General features: G+C 64.4%; 7 protein-coding genes. All 7 read left to right on the top strand.

Annotated elements, in window-relative coordinates; genetic code table 11:
* Positions 1–14: 14 nt before the first annotated feature.
* The 7 genes from ABWK72_RS18300 to ABWK72_RS18330 all read left to right on the top strand — a co-directional run bounded on the left by ABWK72_RS18300 (position 15) and on the right by ABWK72_RS18330 (position 23,214).
* Complete coding sequence (locus ABWK72_RS18300; RefSeq protein ID WP_367871011.1) at positions 15–749, top strand: N-acetylmuramoyl-L-alanine amidase; 735 nt, start codon at positions 15–17, stop codon at positions 747–749.
* Positions 750–1,028: 279 nt separating this feature from the next.
* Positions 1,029–6,026: a beta strand repeat-containing protein gene (locus ABWK72_RS18305; protein ID WP_367871012.1), complete on the top strand. Its 4,998-nt coding sequence runs from the start codon at positions 1,029–1,031 to the stop codon at positions 6,024–6,026.
* Positions 6,027–7,080: 1,054 nt separating this feature from the next.
* Positions 7,081–8,130 carry a hypothetical protein gene (locus tag ABWK72_RS18310; protein ID WP_367871013.1) on the top strand — a complete coding sequence of 350 codons (1,050 nt, stop codon included), beginning with the start codon at positions 7,081–7,083 and terminating at the stop codon, positions 8,128–8,130.
* A 57-nt stretch (positions 8,131–8,187) separates the two neighbouring features.
* Complete coding sequence (locus tag ABWK72_RS18315) at positions 8,188–10,731, top strand: hypothetical protein (RefSeq protein WP_367871014.1); 2,544 nt, start codon at positions 8,188–8,190, stop codon at positions 10,729–10,731.
* Between the two features lie 31 nt (positions 10,732–10,762).
* Positions 10,763–17,227 (top strand): hypothetical protein, encoded by a 6,465-nt coding sequence (locus ABWK72_RS18320; protein ID WP_367871015.1) that lies wholly within the window; start codon positions 10,763–10,765, stop codon positions 17,225–17,227.
* A gap of 2,342 nt (positions 17,228–19,569) precedes the next feature.
* Complete coding sequence (locus ABWK72_RS18325; RefSeq protein ID WP_367871016.1) at positions 19,570–22,188, top strand: Calx-beta domain-containing protein; 2,619 nt, start codon at positions 19,570–19,572, stop codon at positions 22,186–22,188.
* Positions 22,189–22,209: 21 nt separating this feature from the next.
* Complete coding sequence (locus ABWK72_RS18330) at positions 22,210–23,214, top strand: peptidylprolyl isomerase (RefSeq protein WP_367871017.1); 1,005 nt, start codon at positions 22,210–22,212, stop codon at positions 23,212–23,214.
* Positions 23,215–23,220 lie beyond the last annotated feature (6 nt).

The following is a 23,220-nucleotide window of genomic DNA, read 5'->3' on the forward strand; positions in this document are numbered from 1 at the left end:
CGATGATTCCGCGCATGACCCTCCGCCTCCTCACCGCCGGTGCCGCGATCCTCGCTTTTGCCTCCTGCGCCGGACCAACGGTCACCAGCGGCTCCGGCAATAGCTTGCGTCACGATGAGTGGGGCCACCGCCCGGGTCCGCAGGGCTTCGGCACCGTGATCCTCGATGCCGGACACGGCGGCAAGGATTCGGGAGCGGCGGCCCACGGCCTGCGCGAGAAGGATCTGGCCCTCGATACGGCCAAGCGCGTGCAACGCCACCTGCGCGGCAAGGTCCGCACCGTGCTGATGCGCGACGACGATGAGTTCATCGACCTCGATGTCCGCGCCGCGCGGGCCAGCGGCAAGGACGGCACGATCCTCGTCAGCCTTCATTACAACTCCAGCGGCTCGGGCATCCGCGGCCCGGAGACCTACTACTGGCGGGTCGATAGCCACGGCCTCGCCACCCGCATCCAGCGCAAGATGGAGGCTGTCTCGCCCGCGGAATCCGGCAACCGCGGCTTGGTCCGCCGCCGCCTCCGCCTGACCCGGAACGCGGACATCCCGAGCGTGCTGGTGGAGATCGGCTACCTCTCGAATGCCTCCGAAGCAAAGCTCTGCGGCGATCCGGCCTACCGCGAACGGATGGCCGCCGCCGTCGCGCAGGCGATCCTCGAGCAGCAAGCCCGCGGCGATGCCGGAACAGGCCCGCTGCCGAAGCCGATCAACGCCCCTCCCAGCCGCCCGACGGACGCCCCCGGGTCGTAGCCCCGAGCGGCACAGGGGTGGTGCCCCGAACGGCACACCACCCGTAGCCCCGAACGGCACGCAAAGGTTATCCCTCTTAAGGGTACCCCCTTAGGATGTACATTCCCATGGGAAGGAAGCAGGCAGTAGCGGTGGAATGCGGGTAATCCACTACAAGCGATGACGTGCAGAGATTTGCACAGATGCCGCGAGGACTAAACCTACCCGGTCGGGGTGACGTGCGTTCGATGCGCCCTTAGACCTCCCTCTGCCCCAGGCGTGCCTCTCCGTCTCCCGCCCATGAAAAAGAACCATCGTTTCGTTAGAAGTTCCCTCGTCCTTCTTGCCGCCGCCCTCCCCGTCCACTCCGCCGACCTGTTCTGGGATGGCACGGATCTAACAGCCGATGCCGATGGCGGTGCAGGCGTGTGGGACACCAGCGCGACCAACTGGGACAGCCTCGCCACGGCCGGGGTCGATACCGCCTGGACCAGCGCGCAGTCCGCCATCTTCGGCGGGGCCGCGGGGACCGTTTCGGTCGCGGCAAGCGGGATCACGGCTGCCGGCATCACCTTCAATACCACCGGCTACACGGTGCAGGATAACACGCTCTCGCTTGGTAGCGGGGCGATCAACACGGCACCGGGAGTGGAGGCTACGATCGGCTCCACCATCAATGGCAGCCTGACCAAGACCGGCGCGGGCACGCTGGTGCTGACCGGCACGAACAGCTTCGCCGGGAACACGGTGATCAGCGCCGGCACCCTGAAGGTGGGCGCGGGTTCGCCCACGGCCTTCCGCTACTTCCGCTTCGCGGTCACCCGGAACACCGCCGGAAGCACCACTTCCTACAACCAGATCAGCGAGCTGCACTACTACAAGGCAGGCGTCTGGACCGCCGCCACCACCGGGTCTTCCACGGGCGGTGCGACCAGCGGTGAAGGCTGGTGGATGAATGCCAATGACAATCTGGGCCAGGCCGGAGCCCATACGAAGTTCGGCATCACCGGCACCCCTTACTTCCTCAGCTACGACTTCGGGACGCCGAAGGATTTCGACTCCTACAACTGGGCGACTGCCAACGACGACCATCCGAACCGCAACCCGTCGCGATGGCAGGTCCAGGGCAGCACGGACGGCACGAACTTCACGGTGCTGGACGACCGCTCCAATGCCAACCAAGCCGGCCCGACCCCCATCCACACCTGGTCCGGCACCGCGACCCCGTATGTGGCGGTGGCGAATGCCACGCCGAACCTGGGCTCCGCCAATGCCTACCCGATCCCCTATGCGACGCGCACGCCGATGCCAACGAACTCGGCGGTGCAGATCGCGGCGGGTGCGACCTTCGACCTGAACGGCCGCAACCAGCTGGTCGGCTCGCTGGGAGATTCCGCGGGCGGCGGCGGCACGGTCACGAACAGCGCGGCCACTCCGGTGACGCTGCAACTCGGTTCAGTGACTTCCACGAACTTCAGCGGCGTGATCACGGACGCCGGAGCGGCGAATGCGATCACCCTGGTGAAGGTCGGCTCTCTCACCCAAACGCTCTCCGGCAGCGCCAGCAACACTTACAGCGGTGCTACCACCCTGGGTGGCAGCGGCAAGCTGCTGCTTGCCAAGACCGGCGGTGCGCTTGCCATCCCCGGCAACGTCAACATCTCGTCGAGCCTCTTCGGCGGGAATGCCGCGGGCATCGTCCTGGGCGGCAATGAGCAGATTGCCGATGCGGCCACCATCACCTGGACTGCCACCGGCTTTGGAGGCGGGGGGCAGGCCGATGCCTTCTTCCGCCTGAACGGCTTCACCGAAACCGTGAGTGGCCTGGTGTCTCCCAACAACGGCTTGCCGGTGATTGAAAACCGCGGCTCCGGGGACACCGGGAATTTCGGCGTTGGCAAAGTCATCGTCAACGTGACGGGTGCCAATAGCTACTCGTACAGCGGCCAGGTGCGGGACCTCGATGGTAACGCCGGCGGCTCGGGCGGGAAAGTCGCCATCACCAAGACCGGCACCGGCACCCAGATCCTGACCGGCACCATGACCGGTGCGACCGGCCCGGGCGAAGTGAATGACGGGATCCTGCGCGTGAACGGTACCTGGGGCGCGGCGACCGTGACCGTGACCGGCACCGGCCGTTTCGAAGGCACCGGCACCACCAATGGTGCACTCAGCGTGGTTTCCGGCGGCGTCTTCGCCCCGGGAGTCGCCAGTGCCGGCAACTTCAACGTCCCCGGCGGCGCGATTGTCGGCAGCGGCGGTACGCTGGCACTTGCCGGCACCGCGAGCGTGACCGGCCCAGTGACGGTCGCCTCCGGCGGCTCTCTTACCGGCGTCGGCTCGGTGAACGGCGTTTTCAATGTCCAGGCGGGCGGCACGTTCACTCCGGGCGGCACCGGCATCGCCACCGTGAATTCCAACAACGTGGTCACGCTGGCGGGCAACACCGTCATCGAGATCAACAAGACCGGCGCGGTCCTGACGACCGACAAGATCAAGGGCTTCACCAAGGTCAACTACGGCGGCACGCTCACCATTGTGCCGAGCGGGGACGCGCTGGTGGCGAATGATACCTTCCAGATCTTCGAGCCCGGCGTCGGCGGCACCTTCGCCGGTTCCTTCGGCTCGGTTGCAGGCCTGCCGGTTCTGGCCCCGGGTCTCCAGTGGGAACTCACCGGGCTGGCGTCCACCGGCAGCATCCGCGTGACCGACAAGGCGGTGGCACCGGCCTTTAGCCCGGCTGGCGGCAACTACACCGGCGCGCAGTCGGTGACCATCACCGCGGACAGCGGCTCGACCATTTACTACACGCTGGACGGTTCGACGCCGACCACCGCCTCCCTGACCGGGACGAGCCCGATCACGGGGATCGTGGTTCCGACGGACTCGGTGATGACGTTGAAGGCCTACGCCACCGGCGGCGGCTTCGCCGATAGCGACGTGATCACCGCGGTCTACCGCACGGTCACCACGCCGAAGTGGGTGGTGGACGCGAACGGCCTGTGGTCCGCCGGTGCCAACTGGGACAACGAGGTCAATGCCAACGGCGACATTTCCGTGGCGGACTTCACCCTGCCACAGACGGCCAACCGCACGGTCACGCTCGATCTGAACCGGACGGTCGCGGGGCTGAGCTTCGGGAATGCCGGGGCCTTCACCTGGACGCTCGATGCCTCGAACAGCAGCACGCTAACCCTGGCTGCCGCCTCTGGCACGCCGACGATTCAGACACAGAACGTGGATACCACGATCAGCCTGCCGCTGGCCGGCACGCAGGGTCTGGCCAAGACCGGTCCGGGCACCTTGTTCCTCACGGGCACGAGCACCTACACCGGCACCACCGCCATCAATGGCGGCGTGCTGGCAGCAGCCAGCCTGGCCTCGAACGGCAGCAACTCGGCGATCGGTGCGGGCACGACGCTGAGCATCGACGGCGGCACGCTCCGTTTCACGAATACCGCCGTGAACGTCGGCCTGAACGTCTTCAACAAGGCGATCACGCTCGGCGCGGCTGGTGGCACCTTGGATGGCATGACCGGCGGCAACTGGTTCATCAGCGGCGCGATCTCCGGTCCCGGTTCGCTGACCAAGACCGGTGCGCGGCAGATGATCATCCAAGCCAGCAACACCTTTGATGGCGACTTCTTCGTCAATCAGGAGGAGGTCCAGTTCCGGACGCTCGATGCGCTCGGCAGCACGGTCGGGAAGACGGTCGTGTCCGCCACCAACAACTCCCGCGTCTCAGCAGGTGGAGCGGTGGTAGGCACGGTGAACGAGAACTTCGAGCTCAACGGCCTCGGCAACGGCAATGGCGCGCTGCAGGCGAACGACGGCGGCACCAACGTGACCTACGCGGGCAACATCACGCTCGCGACGGACAGCGGCATCGGCGGTGGTGTCAACTTCGCCATGAGCGGGGCAATCAGCGGCCCCGGCGGACTGATCAAGGTGACGAACAACACCGTGACCCTGTCCGGCGCGGCCAGCAATACCTACGCGGGCACGACCACGCTTGGCGCGGTTTGCAGGCTGGTGCTGGCCAAGACGGGCGGCGCGATTGCCATCCCGGGCAACGTCAACTTGTCCTCCACCGCTTGGAACGGTAACAACGCCGGTCTGATTCTGGCCGGCAACGAGCAGATTGCGGACAGCTCCGTGATCACCTGGACCCCGACCGCGTATCCGACCGGAGCGATGGCGGAATCCTTCCTGCGCCTGAATGGTTTCTCCGAAACGGTGGGCGGCCTGGTGCTGGCCACTGGATCCGGCACGATCGAGAACCGCGGCCTCAGCGACGCCGGGACCTACGGCACCGGCACGGTGATCATCAATACCACGGGCAGCAACAGCTACACCTTCAACGGCGGCATCCGGAACTTCGATGGCGGCACGAACGGCGGTCTGGTGGCGATCACCAAGACCGGCACCGGCACCCAGGTGCTCGGCGGCGGGCTGAGCTACTCGGGTCCGACCACGGTCAACGGCGGCACGCTGCAGCTCAACTCGACCAACGTGCCATCGCCGGTCACGGTGAATACGTCCGGCACGCTCAAGGGCACCGGCTCGATCACCGCCGCGCTGACGGTGAATGCCGGGGGCAAGGTGGCACCGGGTGCAGTCGTCGGAACCTTCGCGGCCGGTAACACGGTCATCGCCGGCAGCTACGCCGCCGAGGTCGATGGTGCGACCGCCGACCGCCTGGCGGTGACCGGCAGTCTGGACATCACCGGTGCGACGCTGGACTTCACGGTCCTGAATGCACCGACCGCGCCGAGCTACATCCTGGCCAGCTACACCACGACCCTGACGGGGACCTTCACGGTCACCGGCCTGCCAAGCGGCTACTCCGTGGTTTCCGACAGCACCGCCAAGCAGATCAAGCTCATCGTGACGCCTCCGGGCTTCGCGGGCTACGCTGCGACGAAGGGTCTGAGCGGCGTCCCGACCGATGACTTCGATAAGGACGGCCTTCAGGACGCGGTGGAATACGTGCTCGGCAGCTCGCCGACCGTCTCCGGCGGCACGGGTCCAGCGTTCGACGTCACGGGTGGCAACATGGTCTTCACCTTCACCCGCGACCATGCCTCGCTCACGCCGGATGTGGCAGTGGCGGTGGAGGTTGGCACCCTGCTGAGCGGCTGGCCGGACGTCTATGACGTGGGCGTGGATACAGCCTCTTCCGACGCCGGGATCACGGTGACGGACAACGGCACCACCGACACGGTCACGCTGACCCTGCCGGCCGTCGATGCCGCCAAGTTCGCCCGCTTGCAGGTGACGGTGACCCCGGCACCCTGAGGGAGTCGCGCTTGAGTAAATTCAAGATCCCGAGCCGCTGCCGGTCACCCGGCGGTCGCTCGGGATCGTTGTTTCCACGGGGGACGCCAGTCAGGGGAAACGGCTCTTCGTCAGGTTTGCTGATGGAGAGCCTTTTTTCGTCCGCCCTTTCCTCCTGTTCAAAATTGAAAGGCCAGGAACGTGGCAAGATCAGCAGGCACCACGAATCAAACGAATCCTACGAATGGAGGCGAAGGATCAAAGCGGGAGCGGGCATTTGGATTTTTTGAACAGGAGGAAGGCAGGCCGGGGGGGGCGGGATCTCAGATCTCAGATTTGAGATCTGAGATTTGAGATCTGAGATCCCAAATCCCAACGGGCGATCTTCGGTCCGTGAAATCCGAAAAATCCGTGGTTACTTCTGCCGCCGCGGGAGCGTGGCGTTATGTCTCGGATCTGGCCCGTAAGGGCGGTGCGACTCTTTTGTTGCGACGAGAATCGCGGTTTTCGCAGTGGTAGTGAAGCGGGCTTTGTGATAGGATTCGGGGAGGTGGGAGCGTGATGAAGGGGGGCGGTTGGAAGCTTCGTTTGGAGGGAAGGGTAGGGGTAGATTTGCCGAGAACTCGGATGGCGATCCGACGCGGGGATCGCATTGGGAAAGCGGCGATGCCCGCCGCACCAAAGCGGCTGCGCCGCAAAAGGGGGCATCTATCGAAATGGGAGGATTTCCTTCGAGGCGTAAGCAAGCCTGACGATTGCGGCTAACGGTGGATAAGCTGCAATGACTTGTGTTGGCTATAAGTGCTTGGAAGCATGTGGAATCCAGACGAGGGAGATATGTCAAAAGTGAAGCGCCTGTGTCGGTTCCGACAATTTGTTGATTCGGGAAATTGATGCGCGGCATTTCCCGAGAGCGATCGGTTCCGATCCGAGGGTCTGGAAGCCTTATGCCATAAGGATTTGAGGAGCTTTGGGAGCGTTGGGATTTCTAACAGCCAGCGCAAGAGAACACCTGCCCTCCTGATTGATTTCAAAAACAAAATATCAATTTTCCTTTCAATCTAACCTCAGGCTTGTGTATCCGACCTACATGTATCCCGACCTCCTTCGTGGTACCAGGCTCTGCGTCGCTGCGATGGCCCTTGGTACTTTGTTCACCCAAGCGCGGGCGGAAATCGGTCATCAACGGGTACAAGAGATTGCTCTAACAGCAGGTTGGAACGCGGTCTTCCTGGCGGTGGAGCCCGCCGATTCCACGCCTGAAAAGGTCTTTGCCGGGCTGCCCATCGATACGGTCGCGACCTTGTTCGAAAACCCGGTGTCCAACCAGTTCGTCACGGATCCATCGGTGGACTTGTTGAAGTCGCAGGGCTGGGGAGTCTGGTATGCGCCGGGGAAGCCGGAAGCTTTCCTGAAGTCGCTCGACGGCATCCTCGGCAATCGCGCCTACCTGATCCACGCGAAGTCGGCCTGCAGTTGGAAGGCCGCCGGCGATGCGATCATGCCATCGGTCCAATGGCGGCCCGATGCCTATAACTTCGTGGGTTTCGAGGTGCGTGCGCAGGGCGGCCCGACCTTCGGTGAATTCTTCGCGGGGTCGAAGGCGCATGTCGCCCAGACCATCTACCGCCTGGCGGAGGGGCGCTGGAAGAAGGTGCTGCAGCCATCCGCCGAGACGATGCGCGCCGGCGAGGCCTTCTGGATCTACTCGAAGGGTGCTTCCGCTTTCCAAGGGCCGCTCGGGATCGAGACGGCCTCGCGCAGCGGGTTGCTGCTGGGCCGGGGCGCGGATCAGATGATCTTCCGCAATACCTGTCCGCATCCGCTTTCGCCGACGATCGAGCAGGTGGCCGGCAACGATACCGCGCTGCCGCTGTCCTTCCTGATCAAGACCTACGGGAATGCCGAGCAACCCATCGCCACGACGCCCGTGCGGATGCCCGCCGGCGCGTGGGAGCAGGCGCTGCCTCCACTGGAGGCCGGTGCGGCCTTCGCGGTGCCGATGGAGTGCCGCAGCTCCGAGATGCTCAAGCCGAAGCAAGGTTCTCTCCTGAAGGTCACCACCGATCTCGGCACCGAAGCCTGGGTGCCCGTCAACGGATTCCGTGACAACACGGGCAACTGATCTCCGCTCGCGCCTACCGCCCTCCTCATGAAGCCGAAGTTTTTTCGACCCTTCCCCGTGCTTGCCTGCGCCCTGGTGGCGTCAGCGAGTCCGGTCTTCTCGCAGTCCAGCCCCTACCGCGGCTTGTGGGTGGGCGAGGTGTCCCTCGGCGCCGTCAACGAGGTAAGTGTCCCTCTGGACGCCAACAACGTGCCGCGCGCCCCGGATCCGAACGTGCCGACACCGACTTCCGATGCGGCGAACCTGCGCCTGATCCTGCACGTCGATGCGGCGGGCAGGACGAGCTTGCTGAAGCAGGTGGCCGTCCTTTCGCGGAAGGCCGGGATCCAGAAGAGTGAGAGCGACATGTCGCTGGTGACGGACGAGCGGCTGTACGGCTCCTTTCCGCCCCAGGCGGCGACGCGGGTCTCGAGCGTGGTCTTCGACTTCGGGGATGCGAAGGCATCCGCGGCGGTGGATCAGATCGCGGACAAGGCGGCAAGCGCCGCTGCCACTGCCGCCGGCCAGAGCGGTGCGACGCAAGCGACCGTGGCTGCTGCCGCCCAAGCTGCAGCTGCGCCGGTCGTGACGCAGGCCGATGCTGCCGCCGCCTTCAATACCTTTCTCCAGACCAGCCTTGATGCGGTCAAGGTCCGCGCGATCGCGAACGGCGGCTCCACGGTTGCGGCCCGCGCTGCCGCCAATGCCCTCCGTGATGGCTCTTTCTACGCCGATACGCGAGGCGTTGAGATGCTCGATGCGATCGAAGCCGCGCTTGCGGGACTGCCTGCGGGAGCGACCCAGGCGCAGAAGGAACAGCTCGCGCTCAATACCGCGGCGGCCTTCGCCGAGGCTTCGCCCGCCTACGACGGCTTCCTCGCCGGCGAACTCTTCGGCGACATGATTTCCGCTGCGGCCACCGCAGCGGCCACGGCGGCGGATGCGATCGCGCCGAAGCCGGTCAGCGCCTTCCAGACCTCGGAAAGCGGCGCTTCCACAGCCGCCGTTTCCACGGCCCACGGACTGGTGACCGGCGATGAGGTGGCCGTGTTCGGTGCCGCCGTCTCCGCTTACAACGGCATCCACAAGATTGTCCGCATCGACAACGATCGCTTCCGCATCGCGGTGGGCTTCCGTGCCGGCGGTGCGATCGGTGCCTACTCGGCCTTCACGGCGATCCCGCCCTTGATCGTCGAATCGCCTGCGCATGGCCTGAAGACCGGCGACCGGATCACGCTGCGCGATTCGCTAGCTGCCTACAATGGCAAGCACCTCGTTACCTCGATCGATGCCAACCACTTCAGCATCGAGCTGCCCTTCGAGTCCGATCCGGCTTCGCGCGGCATGTGGTCGATGCGCTCCGGGGAGATCACCGCCTATGTCGGCACCGGCGATGGCTCGGCAGGGGTGAAGATCTCCGCTCCGAATCACGGACTCAACAACGGCACCAACATCGAGATCCGCGGCTCCGGGCAAGCGGCTTACAACGGTGTGAAAACGATCACGCGGATCGATGCCGATTCGTTTTCGATCCCGATGGCTTTTGCCGGGGATCCCGCGGTGAAGGGGACTTGGGAGATTCCCGTGCCGATCGCCGGCTTCGCGCCACCGGCCGTCCAGCCGGTCCTGATCGCGGCACCCGCCCATGGTCTTGCCGATGGCGACCGCATCCTGATCTCCGGCTCGGGCAAGGCCGCCTACAATGGCGAGCAGGTCGTCACGGTGGTCAACGCGGGTGCTTTCACGATCCCGCTGCCCTTTGACACTGCCACCGGCAATCCCGCGGTGAAGGGTTCATGGCTGGCGGCCAGCGGCGGGCAATGGCGGAAGACCGCCGCAATCCGCGCCGCGCTCGATCAGGTGGCAAAGGTAGCGCAAGCCCGCACCGCCGCGCTGGGAGTGAAGATCACGCCTTACAGCGACACCCGTGCTCCGGATGCCGTCGAGCAGATCCTCAACGCGATCGTCCGCGCGACCGCCACCGAGGAGGCACCGCTGGCGACGTCTGCCGCGAAGGCTGCTGCGGATTTTCTGGCTTCGGCATTGCCGCGCTACACGGGGCCTTCCTCGGCTCCTTCGATCGACTACTCAAGCTTCGTCCATTCGCAGGAGTTCACCGGCAGCGTGGCGACCGCTTCGGCTGCGGCTGCGGCTGCGGCTGCCGCGCTGAAGGAAAAGGGCAACCTGTTGGCCACCCCGGCATCGATCCGGGACAAGGCCCTGCAGGCTGCTCTGGAAGTGCTGGCCCCGGCGCAGGCGGCTGCTTCCCGGGCGCTGCTGCCCGCGCTGCGGATGAGCGGCGACTTCGGTCCCGAGGGATCGGGCCTGGCCACGCAAATCGTGCTGCCTGCCAATCATCCGACCAATCCCTTCCGCCACCGCCGCCATCCGGATCACACCCGGGGCTTCGATATCCGCCGCGTGGTGAAGCTTTCGTTCCTTCCCGCGGAAGAGCAGCTCTCCGCCGCCGCCTACGGCGTGGATCGTATTTCAGGTGTCTACGACGAGGAGATCTTCGGTCTCCACAAGTCGCTCGGTCCGAACAAGGACATCGGCCTGAAAGTCCGCGGCAGCTTCCAACTCAACCGCGTCAGCCAGATCGACACGCTCAACGGCCACTGATCTCCCGGATCCCACTCCTGCTTCCTCTCCCATGAATTTTCTTCCGAGCCTCCGTGCTTTGGCAGCCGGCGCCCTGTTCGCCCTGGGCCTTGCACCCGCCGCCGTGGCGGACGTGTCCGATCTGCTTTTCACCGTCCGCATCGACGGCGATACGAACACGCCGACGATCCACGTCACCAACAACTCGCCGACGCTCGAGATCACGCGCTTCGAGTTCACGATCGGCAACACGAGCAAGAACTTCGACGGGACGACGCTGAGTGTAAGCCCGCCTCCCGGGGGGAGCGCCGTGCAAACCTCCCCGTTTTCGGCTGGAACCACCAACCTCCGCAATGACGTCCTGGTAGTTCATCTCTCCGGCTTCGGGCCGGGCAAGACTTTCTCCGCGCAGGTCGATGTCGACCAGGATGCGGCTCCGGTGGACACGGTGGAGAATTTCAACAATGTCTTCTTCAACAACGGCGGAGCACCGAACTCCCGGGCGACGGTCTTCGCCGGTTCGGCGAGCGCCTCGCGGACCCTTCCCGACAATCCGACCACGCTCACTTTCCGCGGTCCCGGCCGGATGCTTCACGTGGTAAGCCAGGCCGAAGCGCAGGGCGAATTCGTCAAGGGCATCGTGATCAAGCGCGATGGGGTGGTGGTCGCGAACGACATCGATTCCGTGAACCTGGAAGTCGCCCACGGCGACCGCATCCAGATCAGCGCGCCGCAGCAGGTCTACAGGGACATCAATTCGCAGTATCTCTCCGGTAGCGGTGCGATCGATCCGGATGTGATCAACAACGAAGCGGAGGAGCGCTTCGTGGCGATCGGGATGTCGGTGAACAACATCGCCCAGACGGCGGACCCGACGAACTACGATTTCGAGATCACCGGCGATACCGACGTGCAACTTCGCTGGCAGCACTACTACGCTTTCACGATCCGCCAGGACTTCAGCAAAACACGGAGTCAGGAGATCATCGCCGGGAAACCGTGGGCGGGTCCGCTGGCCTCGGATGCCGCCGGCAGTCCGAGCCCGCCGGTGAGCAAGCAATGGGTTCTCCGCGGCAGCCAGCCGGTCGTGCAGATCGACGGGCAGTCGATTGATTCCTTCAGCCATCCCGGCCTGGACCTGCGCTACGTGGTCAAGGGCTACCGAGCCTACGGACCACCGAACAGCCTCAAGACCAAGGCACAGAACGACGCACGGCTCGGGATCGGCGGCGTGGACATCCGGAAATCGCAGGAGGGCACGATCGTGTCCTACGCCGCATCCGGCGGAGCCACCTTGCTGGTCAACGGGAAGGTCGAGAGGAACCCGGACGGCACCACCACCACCACGCCTCTGGCGCACGGGCTGGTGAGCGGCAACGTGATCGAGATCGCGGGTAGCGGGTACGCACCGTACAATGGGACCCACGCGATTACTTGGGTCAGCAATAATTCCTTCACGATTCCCGTGGCCTCGCCTGCCATCGGGGGAGATCCGGTCGCCAAGGGGCTCTGGAAGAATATCACTTACGTCCAGAATTTCAGCTTCGCGACCGTCGAGCCACGCCAGCAGGTCAAGCCGAACTTCAGCATGTATGGCCCGGGTGGGATCGAATACATTTGGCAGATCCAGTACGGCGTGCGGCTGAATTCTGACGATCCGGTGCGTGCGGCGCTTGCGAAGGTTTTCGAGGTTACTCCATCAGGAACCGTTGACCGCACGGTGCAGGATGGCGTCTCGTGGTTCGATCCGGGCGCGCATATCAAGGTGGTATCGGCGGCTGCGGAACCCGGCGCGAACGGCCTCGCGCTGACGGGCTGGGTCAATGGCGACGGTTACTATTTCTCAGGCCAGGGCGAGATCGATTCTTCGACCGGCCTGCCGACCAGCGGCGGGCCGGCGCTCGTCAATGGCGGTGCCGTGGCAGCCTGGAGTCCCGATACGCCGGCCGGCTCGCGCGGCTACGATATCCCGAATTTGCAGCGTCCGGTCCGCACGCTCTGGCGTTATGGAGCCGGGTCCATCGTCGTGAATGTCGTCATCGGCAAGCATGTCTTCGAAGACTATCCGCAGTATGCCACGATGTTTGTCCGCGAGCCGGACCCGATCATCAATGCGGTGCCTGATCCCTCGGTGGTGGTGGCGGGCGGGCCGACTCCCGGCCCGGCCCTGATGGCCGAATGGGATCCTGTCAGCGGTCGCCTTTTCCCGACGATTCCAGGCCGCTTCACCGTCCCGTGGAAGCCCGGCACCGAATCGAGCAATGCCGTGGAAGTCCGGGTCGTCTCGACCTTGCCCTTCGATGCCGAACGCCAGATCCGCGGCCACTATCCTCACATCCATGGCACCCCTGCGGTCGCCCTCGATCCGGATCCGGACGACGACTTCAGCTTCAAGTCGATCAAGTACACCACCGCCGGAGCGACCACGGATGCGAACGGCCTCTTCATCACCGAGCGGCCGGGGATGTCGGTCCTCTTGTTCTCGCAGATCCAGAGCGGCGGCCGCGGTCAGCCGCGCGAATTCCTGCAGGTGCGCGTGGTTGATACCCGCGCCTGGGATACCAATCTTGCGGCGGTGCCGAAGCCGGTTCCTGTCGGGGCGAAGATCCTGGATTCAAGCGTCGATTTCGCCAAGCTCGGCACCGGCTTCCTTCTCGATCTGGCAGGGAAGGCACGCTACAATCCGTTTGTCTACGATGCCGGGAAGCTGGAGGGCTTGGCCGCCCGCGACATTTACGACATGGCGCAATTGCGCGCCGACAGCTCGTCGCTGGTGGTGCTGAACAAGGGTGCCTTGCCCGGCCCGGTGATCCCGGTCAACGAGCATCCCGGCGTCCAGGACAGCGAGCTGCCGATCGTGGTGTGGTATGATGATCCGCGGCGCAACGATTCGCTGATGTGGCCTTACATCTCCCGGATCTATAAGCCGGCGTGGCCGGAACCGGCGTCGGTTCCCCAGATCGTGATCGCCAGCCAATACGGCAGCGAGGGCAAGAGCCCAGCCAACCAGGAGCAGCAGGTCGCACCGCCGGTGGGCAGTGTGGCGGCGGCCACCACTTATGATCCGTCGCGCCTCCAGGCGGTGCAGATTTATCAGCAGCCGGATTTCAATGCGCCCGGCTACAACCCGAACGAGGAGCATGCGCTGATCGCACCGTCCTTGCGCTTCGCCGACGTTTCGCCGCGCCCGCCGGCGATCTACGCCCTGCGCACCGGGGACCTGAACAACGCGAACCCGAATATCACCAGCGGAGCCGGGCGCTACACCTCGGCACCCTTCGTTCTCGTCCAGTATTTCGACGTCGCCGCCGACGAGGTCCGGATGAACCTCTACAGGGTCAAGAAGGAGAGCACCACCGGTGACACTCCGAACTACCGCTTCGCCAACAACTTCGCGGCGACCACGACCAACCTCAAGACGCAGCCCTTCGTCGGGATGCGGGCGGGCGAGCCGGTGATTCCTTTCTATCCGCTTGGCGTGGCGATCGGTGCGAGCCCCGCACCGGAGACCTTCGGAAACAATTTTTTCAAGCAGGAAGCTTATTGGGAGGACTGGCGCGGTTCCTACTGGGCGATCTCCGGCGGTGACAAGGCGTGGTTCAATGTGTCCTTCTACTACCCGCTGGCCCCGGATTTCTACTGGCCTTCCGATCTGACCGTCCCGCCGGTCAAGGTGGTGAAGAGCGGTGCTACCTACACGGCGAACTACGATAGCAGCCGTAGTCCGAAGCTCCCGCTTACGGGCGATTCGGTGTCCTTCCTGCCGGAGGCGGTGCGTGCGCCCCAGACCTCGCAATTCCTTTCCGCCCATCTGCCGACCCGGGTGATCTACAAGTCCGAATGGCCGGAGAACCCCGCGGTCCTCAAGGCCGGCGAAACGCTGACCTTCTCCGGCGGCGAGTACCGCGCGGACAACCCGACCAAGACCCTTGTTAAAAACGGGGTTTCCGAGACGGTCGAAACGCCCGGCCTGCCGCAATTGCTCGCCTTCGCTTCCGCGGAGGTCGTCTTCGACTCGCTCAATGCGGAAGCCGTCCCGGCGCAACTCAAGAGCCGCTGGACCGCACGGGTGGTGCAGGCGCTCGACAAGCGCACCGCGCCGCTTGCGACCACTGCCTTCCCCTCTGAACTCCAGCCTGCGAGCGGACGGACCACGGTCAAGGCGGGCAAGTATGTCTTCAACGATCTGCCGGCCTCGCTGCAACGCCGCCTGCGTTACGATTCCCTGAACAGCGCGCTCGAGTTCAGCGGCCTGCTCAATGACAAGGCGATCGGCGATCCCTCGCTGACGGCCTCGCCACCGGCGGTCTATGTGCTCGAGCCGAATATTCTAACGGCTGCCGAGCGCGATTCGATCCTCGGACTGGTCGATACCGGTTCGGCTGCGCGCACGGCCTGGGTCACCGCGGTGACGGCGCTCTACAATGCCACCCGCAATCCCGAGACGGTGCCCGGCAATGCTGGCGAATACCTGGCGGGCCTGATGCGGCTGCCGCTCTACACGCCGGAAGGCGGGATCGCGAAGGACTCGCTCGGCAATGTCCTCTATGCCAGCCCGGCGTCGCCTACGCCGATGCGTGCCTATGGCCCGGGTCTGGCACTGATGCCGAATGCCGGCTTCCTCGATCCGCTGGCCGAACTCGAAGCGGGCGTGAAATATCCCGACGAAAGCTGGGTGACGGTGGTCGAGAACAACGACCCGACGCTCGGCGGCTCGCCGATCACGCCGCATATTGTCAAGGTCGACCGGCGCCAGCGCTACCGTGGTTCCGTGAAGACGCTGCTTTCCGATAACGTCTTCGATGAGAACGTCGTGCTGCGCTCGACCGGGGACTTCGGAGCGAATGCCGAGGACCTGATCTTCGAGTGGTGGTATAGACCCGACGATGGCAGCCTCAACGTGCCGCCGCCGGACCTGATTCCGGCCGGCCAGACCAATCCGTGGAAGCTTTTCCCGGATCCTAGCGGCAACGCCGGGAGGGGCCGCTACCAGATGACGTTGAAGGGCAACCCGAACGCGCCCGAAGCGCTGCTGGCCGATACCTGGTGGTTCCTGCGCTACCGCCACAAGAACGACACCGCGAGCGGAACCAACTGGAAGGCGACGCAGGCGGATGGCCGCAAGGGTGTGAACTTCACCTGGGCCGGTGCCGGGAATTCCCAGCCTTTTGTCGATGCCGATCTCGATGGCTTCCCCGACTTCCGTGCCCAGCTTGCCCAGGGATGGATCAAGCGGGTGTTGGATGCGGTGAATCCGTATGAAGCGCGGATCCGAGACTTCGAAGGCGACAGCCCGTCCACGATCAGCAGCATGATCTCGCAGTTCGGTGCGCGGTACGAAGGACCGGTCGCGCTCAATCCGGACAAGAACGTGATCGAGAACGTCGGGCTGATCGAACTCTACGAGACGATCCTCAACCGTGGCCGCAGCCTCAGCGTGGACCTTTCGCAACCGGTTTCCACGCCGGCGATCTCGAATGCCCTGCAACTCGCCGCCACGCGAATCTCCGACTTTTACACCCTACTCGGGAATGAGGCTTACGGCGATGCGCTCGATCCCACCATCGGCTACGGCAGCGACAACGTCGAGACGGGAAGCCTTTCGACCTCCGTCTTCGCCTTTCAGAACCAGACCGCCTCGCTCATCGAGGAGGAACTCGACCTGTTGCGCGGGGTGGATGATTACTTCGCCCGGCCGGTTTACAACCGGATGTTCTGGAACTTCACCAAGGGAGAAGGGGAGGCCGCCTACGCGAACAACTACAACGTCAGCGATGTCAATGCCGACGGCTTCATCGACGAGGACGACGCGATGCTGCTCTTTCCGCAGGGTCACGGCGACGCTTGGGGGCACTACCTCACCGCGATGCGGAACCAGTACGAGCTGCTGCGCCATCCATACTTCAACTGGGTCTCGCGCTCTGAAAGCTACAACCTTCAGGAACATCGTCATCTCGGTGGACTTCTTCGACGAGAGGAAGTTCGCTGCGACTGCGGCCGCGAAGGCGAAGGCCGGTGCGGAGATCGTCTCGCTGACTTATCGGGACCGCTACGTCGCCGATCCGAACGCGCAATGGCAGGGCTATACCGACTCGAATGCCGACCGTGCCTGGGGCGTGGACGAGTGGGGACGCCGCGCGGGTCAAGGTGCTTACTTCAACTGGGTCACTGCCAATGCGCTGCTGCCGAGCGAGCATCCGAATACGACGCTGGAGGGTGTCCGCAAAGTGGATCGCACGACGAATTCGGACATTGCGGTGGTCTCCGCCAACCTCAGCTCGATCCAGAGGACCATCGATCAGGCGGATCGCGGCTACAATCCGCTAGGCGTGGCCCGGGGTGCGCAGGTGTTCGATATCGATCCCCTCTTCGAATACTTCGGGGAGTATGGGGCCGGGACCTTGGGCAAGATGCATTTCGACCAGATCAACGAGCGCGCCACAGCCATGCGCGAGAGCGCCGCCGATATCTGGGAAAATGCCAACAAGAGCAGCCAGATGCTGCGCCAGGTGGGTAACAGCGAGGTGGAGTTCCGCAACTCCACCTTCCAGGAAGATCTCTCCTATCGGAACCGGCTCATCCAGATCTTCGGTAAACCTTACGCCGGGACCGTCGGGCCCGGCCGCCTTTACCCTGCCGGCTATGAGGGGCCGGATCTCGGGCTCTACATGTATGTCCCCGTCCGCGGGGTTAACAGGGATACGGTGCCGGGGCCGACCGCCGACTACGCGCTATTCAATGGGACCGGGGGCAACCTCAACGGCGGTGCCATCTACGATGCCTATACGACCCTCGACTCGACCCTGAACAGCCAGAACATCGACAACGAGAACATCCGCAAGATCTTCGACTCCACCTTTGCGAGCGCGAGCAATAACCTGACTTACGGCGCCGATACCACATCCGGGGTGTTCGCGGTGAACTATACCGACCTGAACACTCCGAAAGTGAACATGGCGGGCCTGGTCGGCCAGATGCCGATCACCGCGTCGGGCTATACCTTCCAGGCACCGCCGGCATGGGGTGCGCGCGGTGCCACCGGTGAATTGCAGAGTGTCATCAACGAGATGATCCAGCAGGAGGCCGAGGTGGCGAAGGCAATCGGAGCGTGGGATGCGCTGAGCGGGGAGACGGTCCGTCTCTTGCGCCTGGTCGACGCCCGTCTGGTGGTCAGCGCCAGGAATCAAGGCCGCGATGCGGATTTCACCCGAGCCAAGACCGCGATCAACAGCGTGCTGCTGGCGCTCGAGACGGGGATTGAAATCATCAATTCGGCCAAGGAGGTTACCTACAAGGTCGAGAAGGATGTAGCCTCGGCGATCCCGCTGAACCTGCCCACGGGGGGGCTCTCGGTGTCGCCGGGTGACGCGCTGTCGGCCGCCCGCGCCGGTGTCGGCCTCTCCTTCACTGCCGCGGCGACCGGCTTCAACGTGGTGGACGATACCCTGAAGATCGCCAAGGCGGCGGCCCAGATCTCCTTGGATGTGGCGGAGACCGAAGTGAACATTGCCAAGGCGGAAGATCAACGGAAGCTCGAGATCCGCGAATGGCTGAAGGAAATCGAGGACAAGATCGGCGACGAACCGGTCTTGCGAATCGCGATCTTCAAGGAAATCCAAGCCCTCCAGGCCTTGTCCGACCGCTATCGGACGCTGCTCGACGAGGGCGGGCGGCTGGTGGACGAGCGCGCCGCCTTCAACAAGCGCGTGGCCGCCGAGACCCAGCGCAACCGATATCAGGACATGACTTTCCGGGTTTCCCGCAATCACGCCCTTCAGACCTACCGCAGTTCCTTCGATCTCGCCTCGCGTTACGCCTACCTGGCGGCCTCCGCCTACGACTACGAAGCGAACTATCTGCCCGGTGACCCGGCGTCCCCCCAAGACGCTTACGGCGAGATCATCCGCGCCCGCACCCTCGCGGACCTCGATCGGGCGATGTTCAAACTGAAGCAAACCTATGACTCTCAGCGCGGGCAACTCGGCTTCAACCAGCTCCAGCGGGAAACGGGCGAGATCTCCATGCGGCGAGAGGCATTCCGGATTCTTTCCTCCGAGGCTGAGCCGGATCCTGCCGATGAGCCGCCGGCGCCGGGCGAGGACCCGGACTTGATCTGGAAGGAGCAGCTCCAGAAGGCGCGCGTGCCGGATCTATGGCAGATGTCGGAGTTCCGCAGCTATTGCCGCCCCTTCGCTGCCGCGACCAATACCGCCGGCCAGCCGGTGCCCCAGCCGGCGATTGTCCTGCGCTTCTCTTCCGACATCACCTCCGGCAAGAACTTCTTCGGCAAACCGCTCAGCGGGGGCGACCAGACCTACAGCAGCAGCAACTTCGCCACCAAGATCGTGGGCGTCGGCGTCGCGTTCGAAGGTTATCAGACGGACAGTGTTACCGAAGGTCTTGCCGCCGCGCCACGGGTCTATCTGGTTCCCGCCGGCATGGATATCATGCGGGTATCCCGGACCGACAACCCGGATGACATGCGGATGTGGAAAGTCGTTGAACAGGCGATTCCGGCACCGTTCCCGGCCACCAGCTCACAGATTCAGAAGAGCGGCTATATTCCCTTGTTGGACGGATTGAACGGACGCCTCGGCGACCAGCGGAGATTCTCCGATTTCCGTGCCTATCCGGACGAGCTGGGAGACAGCGTCAAGGACACCCGGCTGGTAGGTCGCTCGATCTGGAACACCGAGTGGCTGCTGATCATTCCGGGCGCGACCCTCAACGCGAATCCTGAGACAGGGCTCGATCGCTTCGCGGATCAAGTCACGGATATCAAGCTGATTTTCGACACCTATGGACAGAGCGGCGGCTGAGCCGGAACCCGCTGCACCTTCATCTGAACCTCTGATTTCCATGATCTCCCGGAACTCCTCCTCTCCCGCCTGGTTGGCCGCCGCTGCCGTCGTCTGGCTGATGGCACCGCTGGCCGATGCCGCCGCCTTCATCGGCGAACCGGAAACGCTGGTCTACGGCCGCATCCTCAACCGCCGCAATCCGAACGCGGAGCAACTGGTCACCGCGGGCGAGCTGCGCTGGACCATCCGCAAGCCGGACGGCTCCCTGATTCATCTCTCCGGCGAGGTCGATTCGCTCGGCGGCGGCAAGTATTCGTATCTGCTGCGGATCCCGCACCAGGCGGTGATGCTGGGGCAAACACCGATCGCCCAGGCGATCCCGCTCGGCACCACTGCCACGACTGCATTCCACATCGGGATCACCCTTGATGGCGGGCCGGCGACGATCCTGCCGCCTTCGACTTCCGGTTTCGATCTCGATCAATTGTCCCGCGCGACTGCCCTGCGTCTGGATCTCGAAGTCGATGCCAATGCTACCGATACGGATGGCGATGGCATTGCCGATTGGTGGGAGGACGAGCATGGCCTGGACAAGCAGAATGCCGCCGATGCCTTGGCCGATCGCAATGGGAACGGCCGCAACAATCTCGCCGAATTTCTCGCCGGGACCGATCCGGATGCCGATCCGCTCAAGCCGCAGTTGCTTACCCGGGAAGTCGTGGCGTATTCGGGCGTGACCTCGCTGGTGCCGCTCGAAGTGGCCGATAGCGACAGCAGCCCGGCGCAACTGGCTTTCACGCTGCACTCGCTTCCGGAAGGCGGTCATCTGGTGCTGCGGAATACCGCCGCGCTGCCGCAGAGCACCCGCAAGATTCTCGCTCCGGGCGATACCTTCACCCGTGCCGATGTCATGGCGGGCCGCCTGGTCTTCGAACACGAGACTGGCGTGGAGACAGGGTCCTTCGATGTGGGCGTGCGCGATGAGAACCCGCAGCACGAGGAATCGCGCGGCGAAGTTCTCGTCCGCCTCTTCGATTCGGATCCCGGCCTGCTTGCCGTCACCGCCGTGGAAAGCTTGCGCTACGAGTCCCATCGCCTGGCCCGCGAGCACGGCCACCTCGTTGCCGACTTCGGCGCGACCGCCGGTCCGCACCGCCTCGCCGCGCCGAGTGCCGGTCTGGGTACGACGGCATACCAGACTTACGCGACGAGCTATGGCGAGGATCTGCCGCACATCCTGTTAGGCGGTCCTTCCACCGATGTCCTTACCGGTGGCCACGCTGCCGACTTCCTCTACGGGGATGACGGTGCCGACACCCTCGCCGGTGGGACCGGTGCGGACACCTTCGTCTTCACCGAGCCATCGGCTGCGGTCGATACGATCACGGATTTCACTCCGGCCCAAGGAGACATCATCGACATCAACGGGCTGCTTCACGGCAGCTCCACGCTGCTGAGCGACTACCTGCGCATCCGCCGCAGTAGTGGAGATGCTTTCCTCGAAGTTTGTGCCGCGGGCACGAAGACCGGCTTCACGGATCTTTCGATCCGCTTGCAAGGCTCCCCGCTTCAACCCGGGGACCTCGCGGGCATTCACTATGCCGGGAATATCGAGAGCGGCTCGATCGCCCTGCCGCCGCGCTTGAGTGTCGTAGCGACCTCGCCTCAGGCCAGCGAGAACGGGCCTACGGAGGGTTCGTTCACGATCACCCGCGAAGGCAGCACCGCGGACGACTTGTCGGTTGGCCTCTCGATCAGCGGGAATGCGACCAACGGTGTGGACTACCAGTCGATCCCGACCACGCTATTTTTCCCCGCCGGGCAAGCGGCTGTGAAGATCTCGATCCTGCCGTATGTGGACTTGCAGGTGGAGTCGAATGAAGTGGTCTTCCTTACCCTCGGCAGTTCTTCGTCCTATGCCCTTGGATCGGCTTCCACCGCGCAAGTGGTGATCGAGGACCTCAAGCCGCAGCTCAGCCTCGAAGTCATCGATGGCTTGGCGAGTGTGGCGGATGGCTCGCCCGCGGCGGTGCTGATGCGCCGCGACGGGCTGCTTTCGCAGGAGGTCTTCGTGCGGTTCACCCTCTCCGGCACCGCGGTCAATGGCGTGGACTACCATACGGTATCGCCTTATCTCACCCTGGCATCGATGCAATCGACGCGCTTGATCGAGTTCGTGCCGAAGGCCTCGGTGAACTTCGGCAGCGCCGAGGCCAAGTCCATCAAGATGACGCTGACGGCGGACGCCGCCTACGCCCTGCCGGCACCGATGGCGAACCTGATGCTCGTGCCGAAGAAGCTCAGCTATCCCGCGTGGCTCGCCGAGCAAGGCCTCTCTGCCGCTGGCGATGACGATGCGCTCATGCGCTATGGATTCGCGGTCGATCCGCTGCGTCCCTTCGATCCCGCCCGCATGCCGAAGGCGGCGGCCCTAGGCGATCGGCTGACGCTCAGCTTCCGCCGCAAGCCGGGCATCACCGACCTTCAGTATCAGGTCGAATATTCCAATGATCTTGTGACCTGGGACAGTGGTCCGGCGGTGGTCGAGGACATCACCTCGCAGGCCGCTCCCAATGATCCCGGTGCGGCCGTGTTCCGCGCCAAGCCCGCCATCTCGGAAGCCCGAAAGGCTGCCATGCGCGTCCGCCTTGTCATGCCGGAAGACTCCGGTAATTGACCTGTCTCATCAATCATCCCTATGCACCGTCGCCTGCTCCCGCTGCTATGCTTGGCCGCCATCACCGGCGTTTTGAGCCAATGCAAGAAGGCCCCCGTGGCCACCGCTTCGACGGGTGCCGAAGCCCTGGCGGTGGTCGCTGGCCGGACCATCACCGAGGCAGACCTCCGCGAGGAAGCCGCGTGGCGGAAGGCGAATCATCAAGCCGTGCCCGCTGCCGAGGTGCTGCTTGATGAGATGGTCAAGCGTCTCGCCATGGTGGAGCGGGCCCGCCAGGCCGGGCTTGAGACGGAGACGGAAACCCGCCGCCGCGTCGAATCCTTGCTCATCTCCCGGCTGCGCGAACGCGACCTCGATGCGGTCGTGGCGAAAGTGGAAGTGAGCGATGAGGAATTGCGCGCTTCCTATGAGGCCCGCAAGGAGGAGTTTTCCCGCAAGGGTCTCGATCGCTTCGCCCTGCTCTTCCAGGCGGTGCCTGCCCAAGGCAGCGAGGCTCGCAAGGCCGAAGCCCGCCAGCGCCTTGAAGCCGGCCTTGCCGCTGCCGCTGCGAAGCCCGCAGAGGGGGGCAGGGGACCTGCCGCTTCCGGATTCGGGGCCGTGGCGATGGATCATTCGGACGACCAGAGCAGCCGCTATCGTGGCGGCGACATCGGCTGGATCGAGACCGAGGCCAAGGAGACGCGTTGGCCTGCTGCCGTCATGAAGGCTGGCCGTGCCCTGCAGATCAATTCCCGGAGTGAGATCATCGAGGGCCCGGAGGGTCTCTATGTGATCATGAAGACCGATGCCCGGCCTGGCGGTGCGCGTCCCTTCGATGAGATCGCCGAGCGCCTGCGTCAGAGCGCCCTTTCGGAAAAGCGCCGCGCGATCGAAGAGCGCTTCGTCGCGGACGCCCTCGCCGCCGCCAAGATCACCACGAATCCGGAAGCGGCCCGCAAGGTCGCGCTGCCGGTCACGGAAGCACCGGCTCCGCCGCCCGGACCTCCCGCCTTTCCAGGCACCTCTTCTCCATCCGCTTCCCGCTGAGCGCCG

It is taken from the genome of Luteolibacter sp. Populi, from assembly GCF_040801775.1.
Classification (GTDB): domain Bacteria; phylum Verrucomicrobiota; class Verrucomicrobiia; order Verrucomicrobiales; family Akkermansiaceae; genus Haloferula.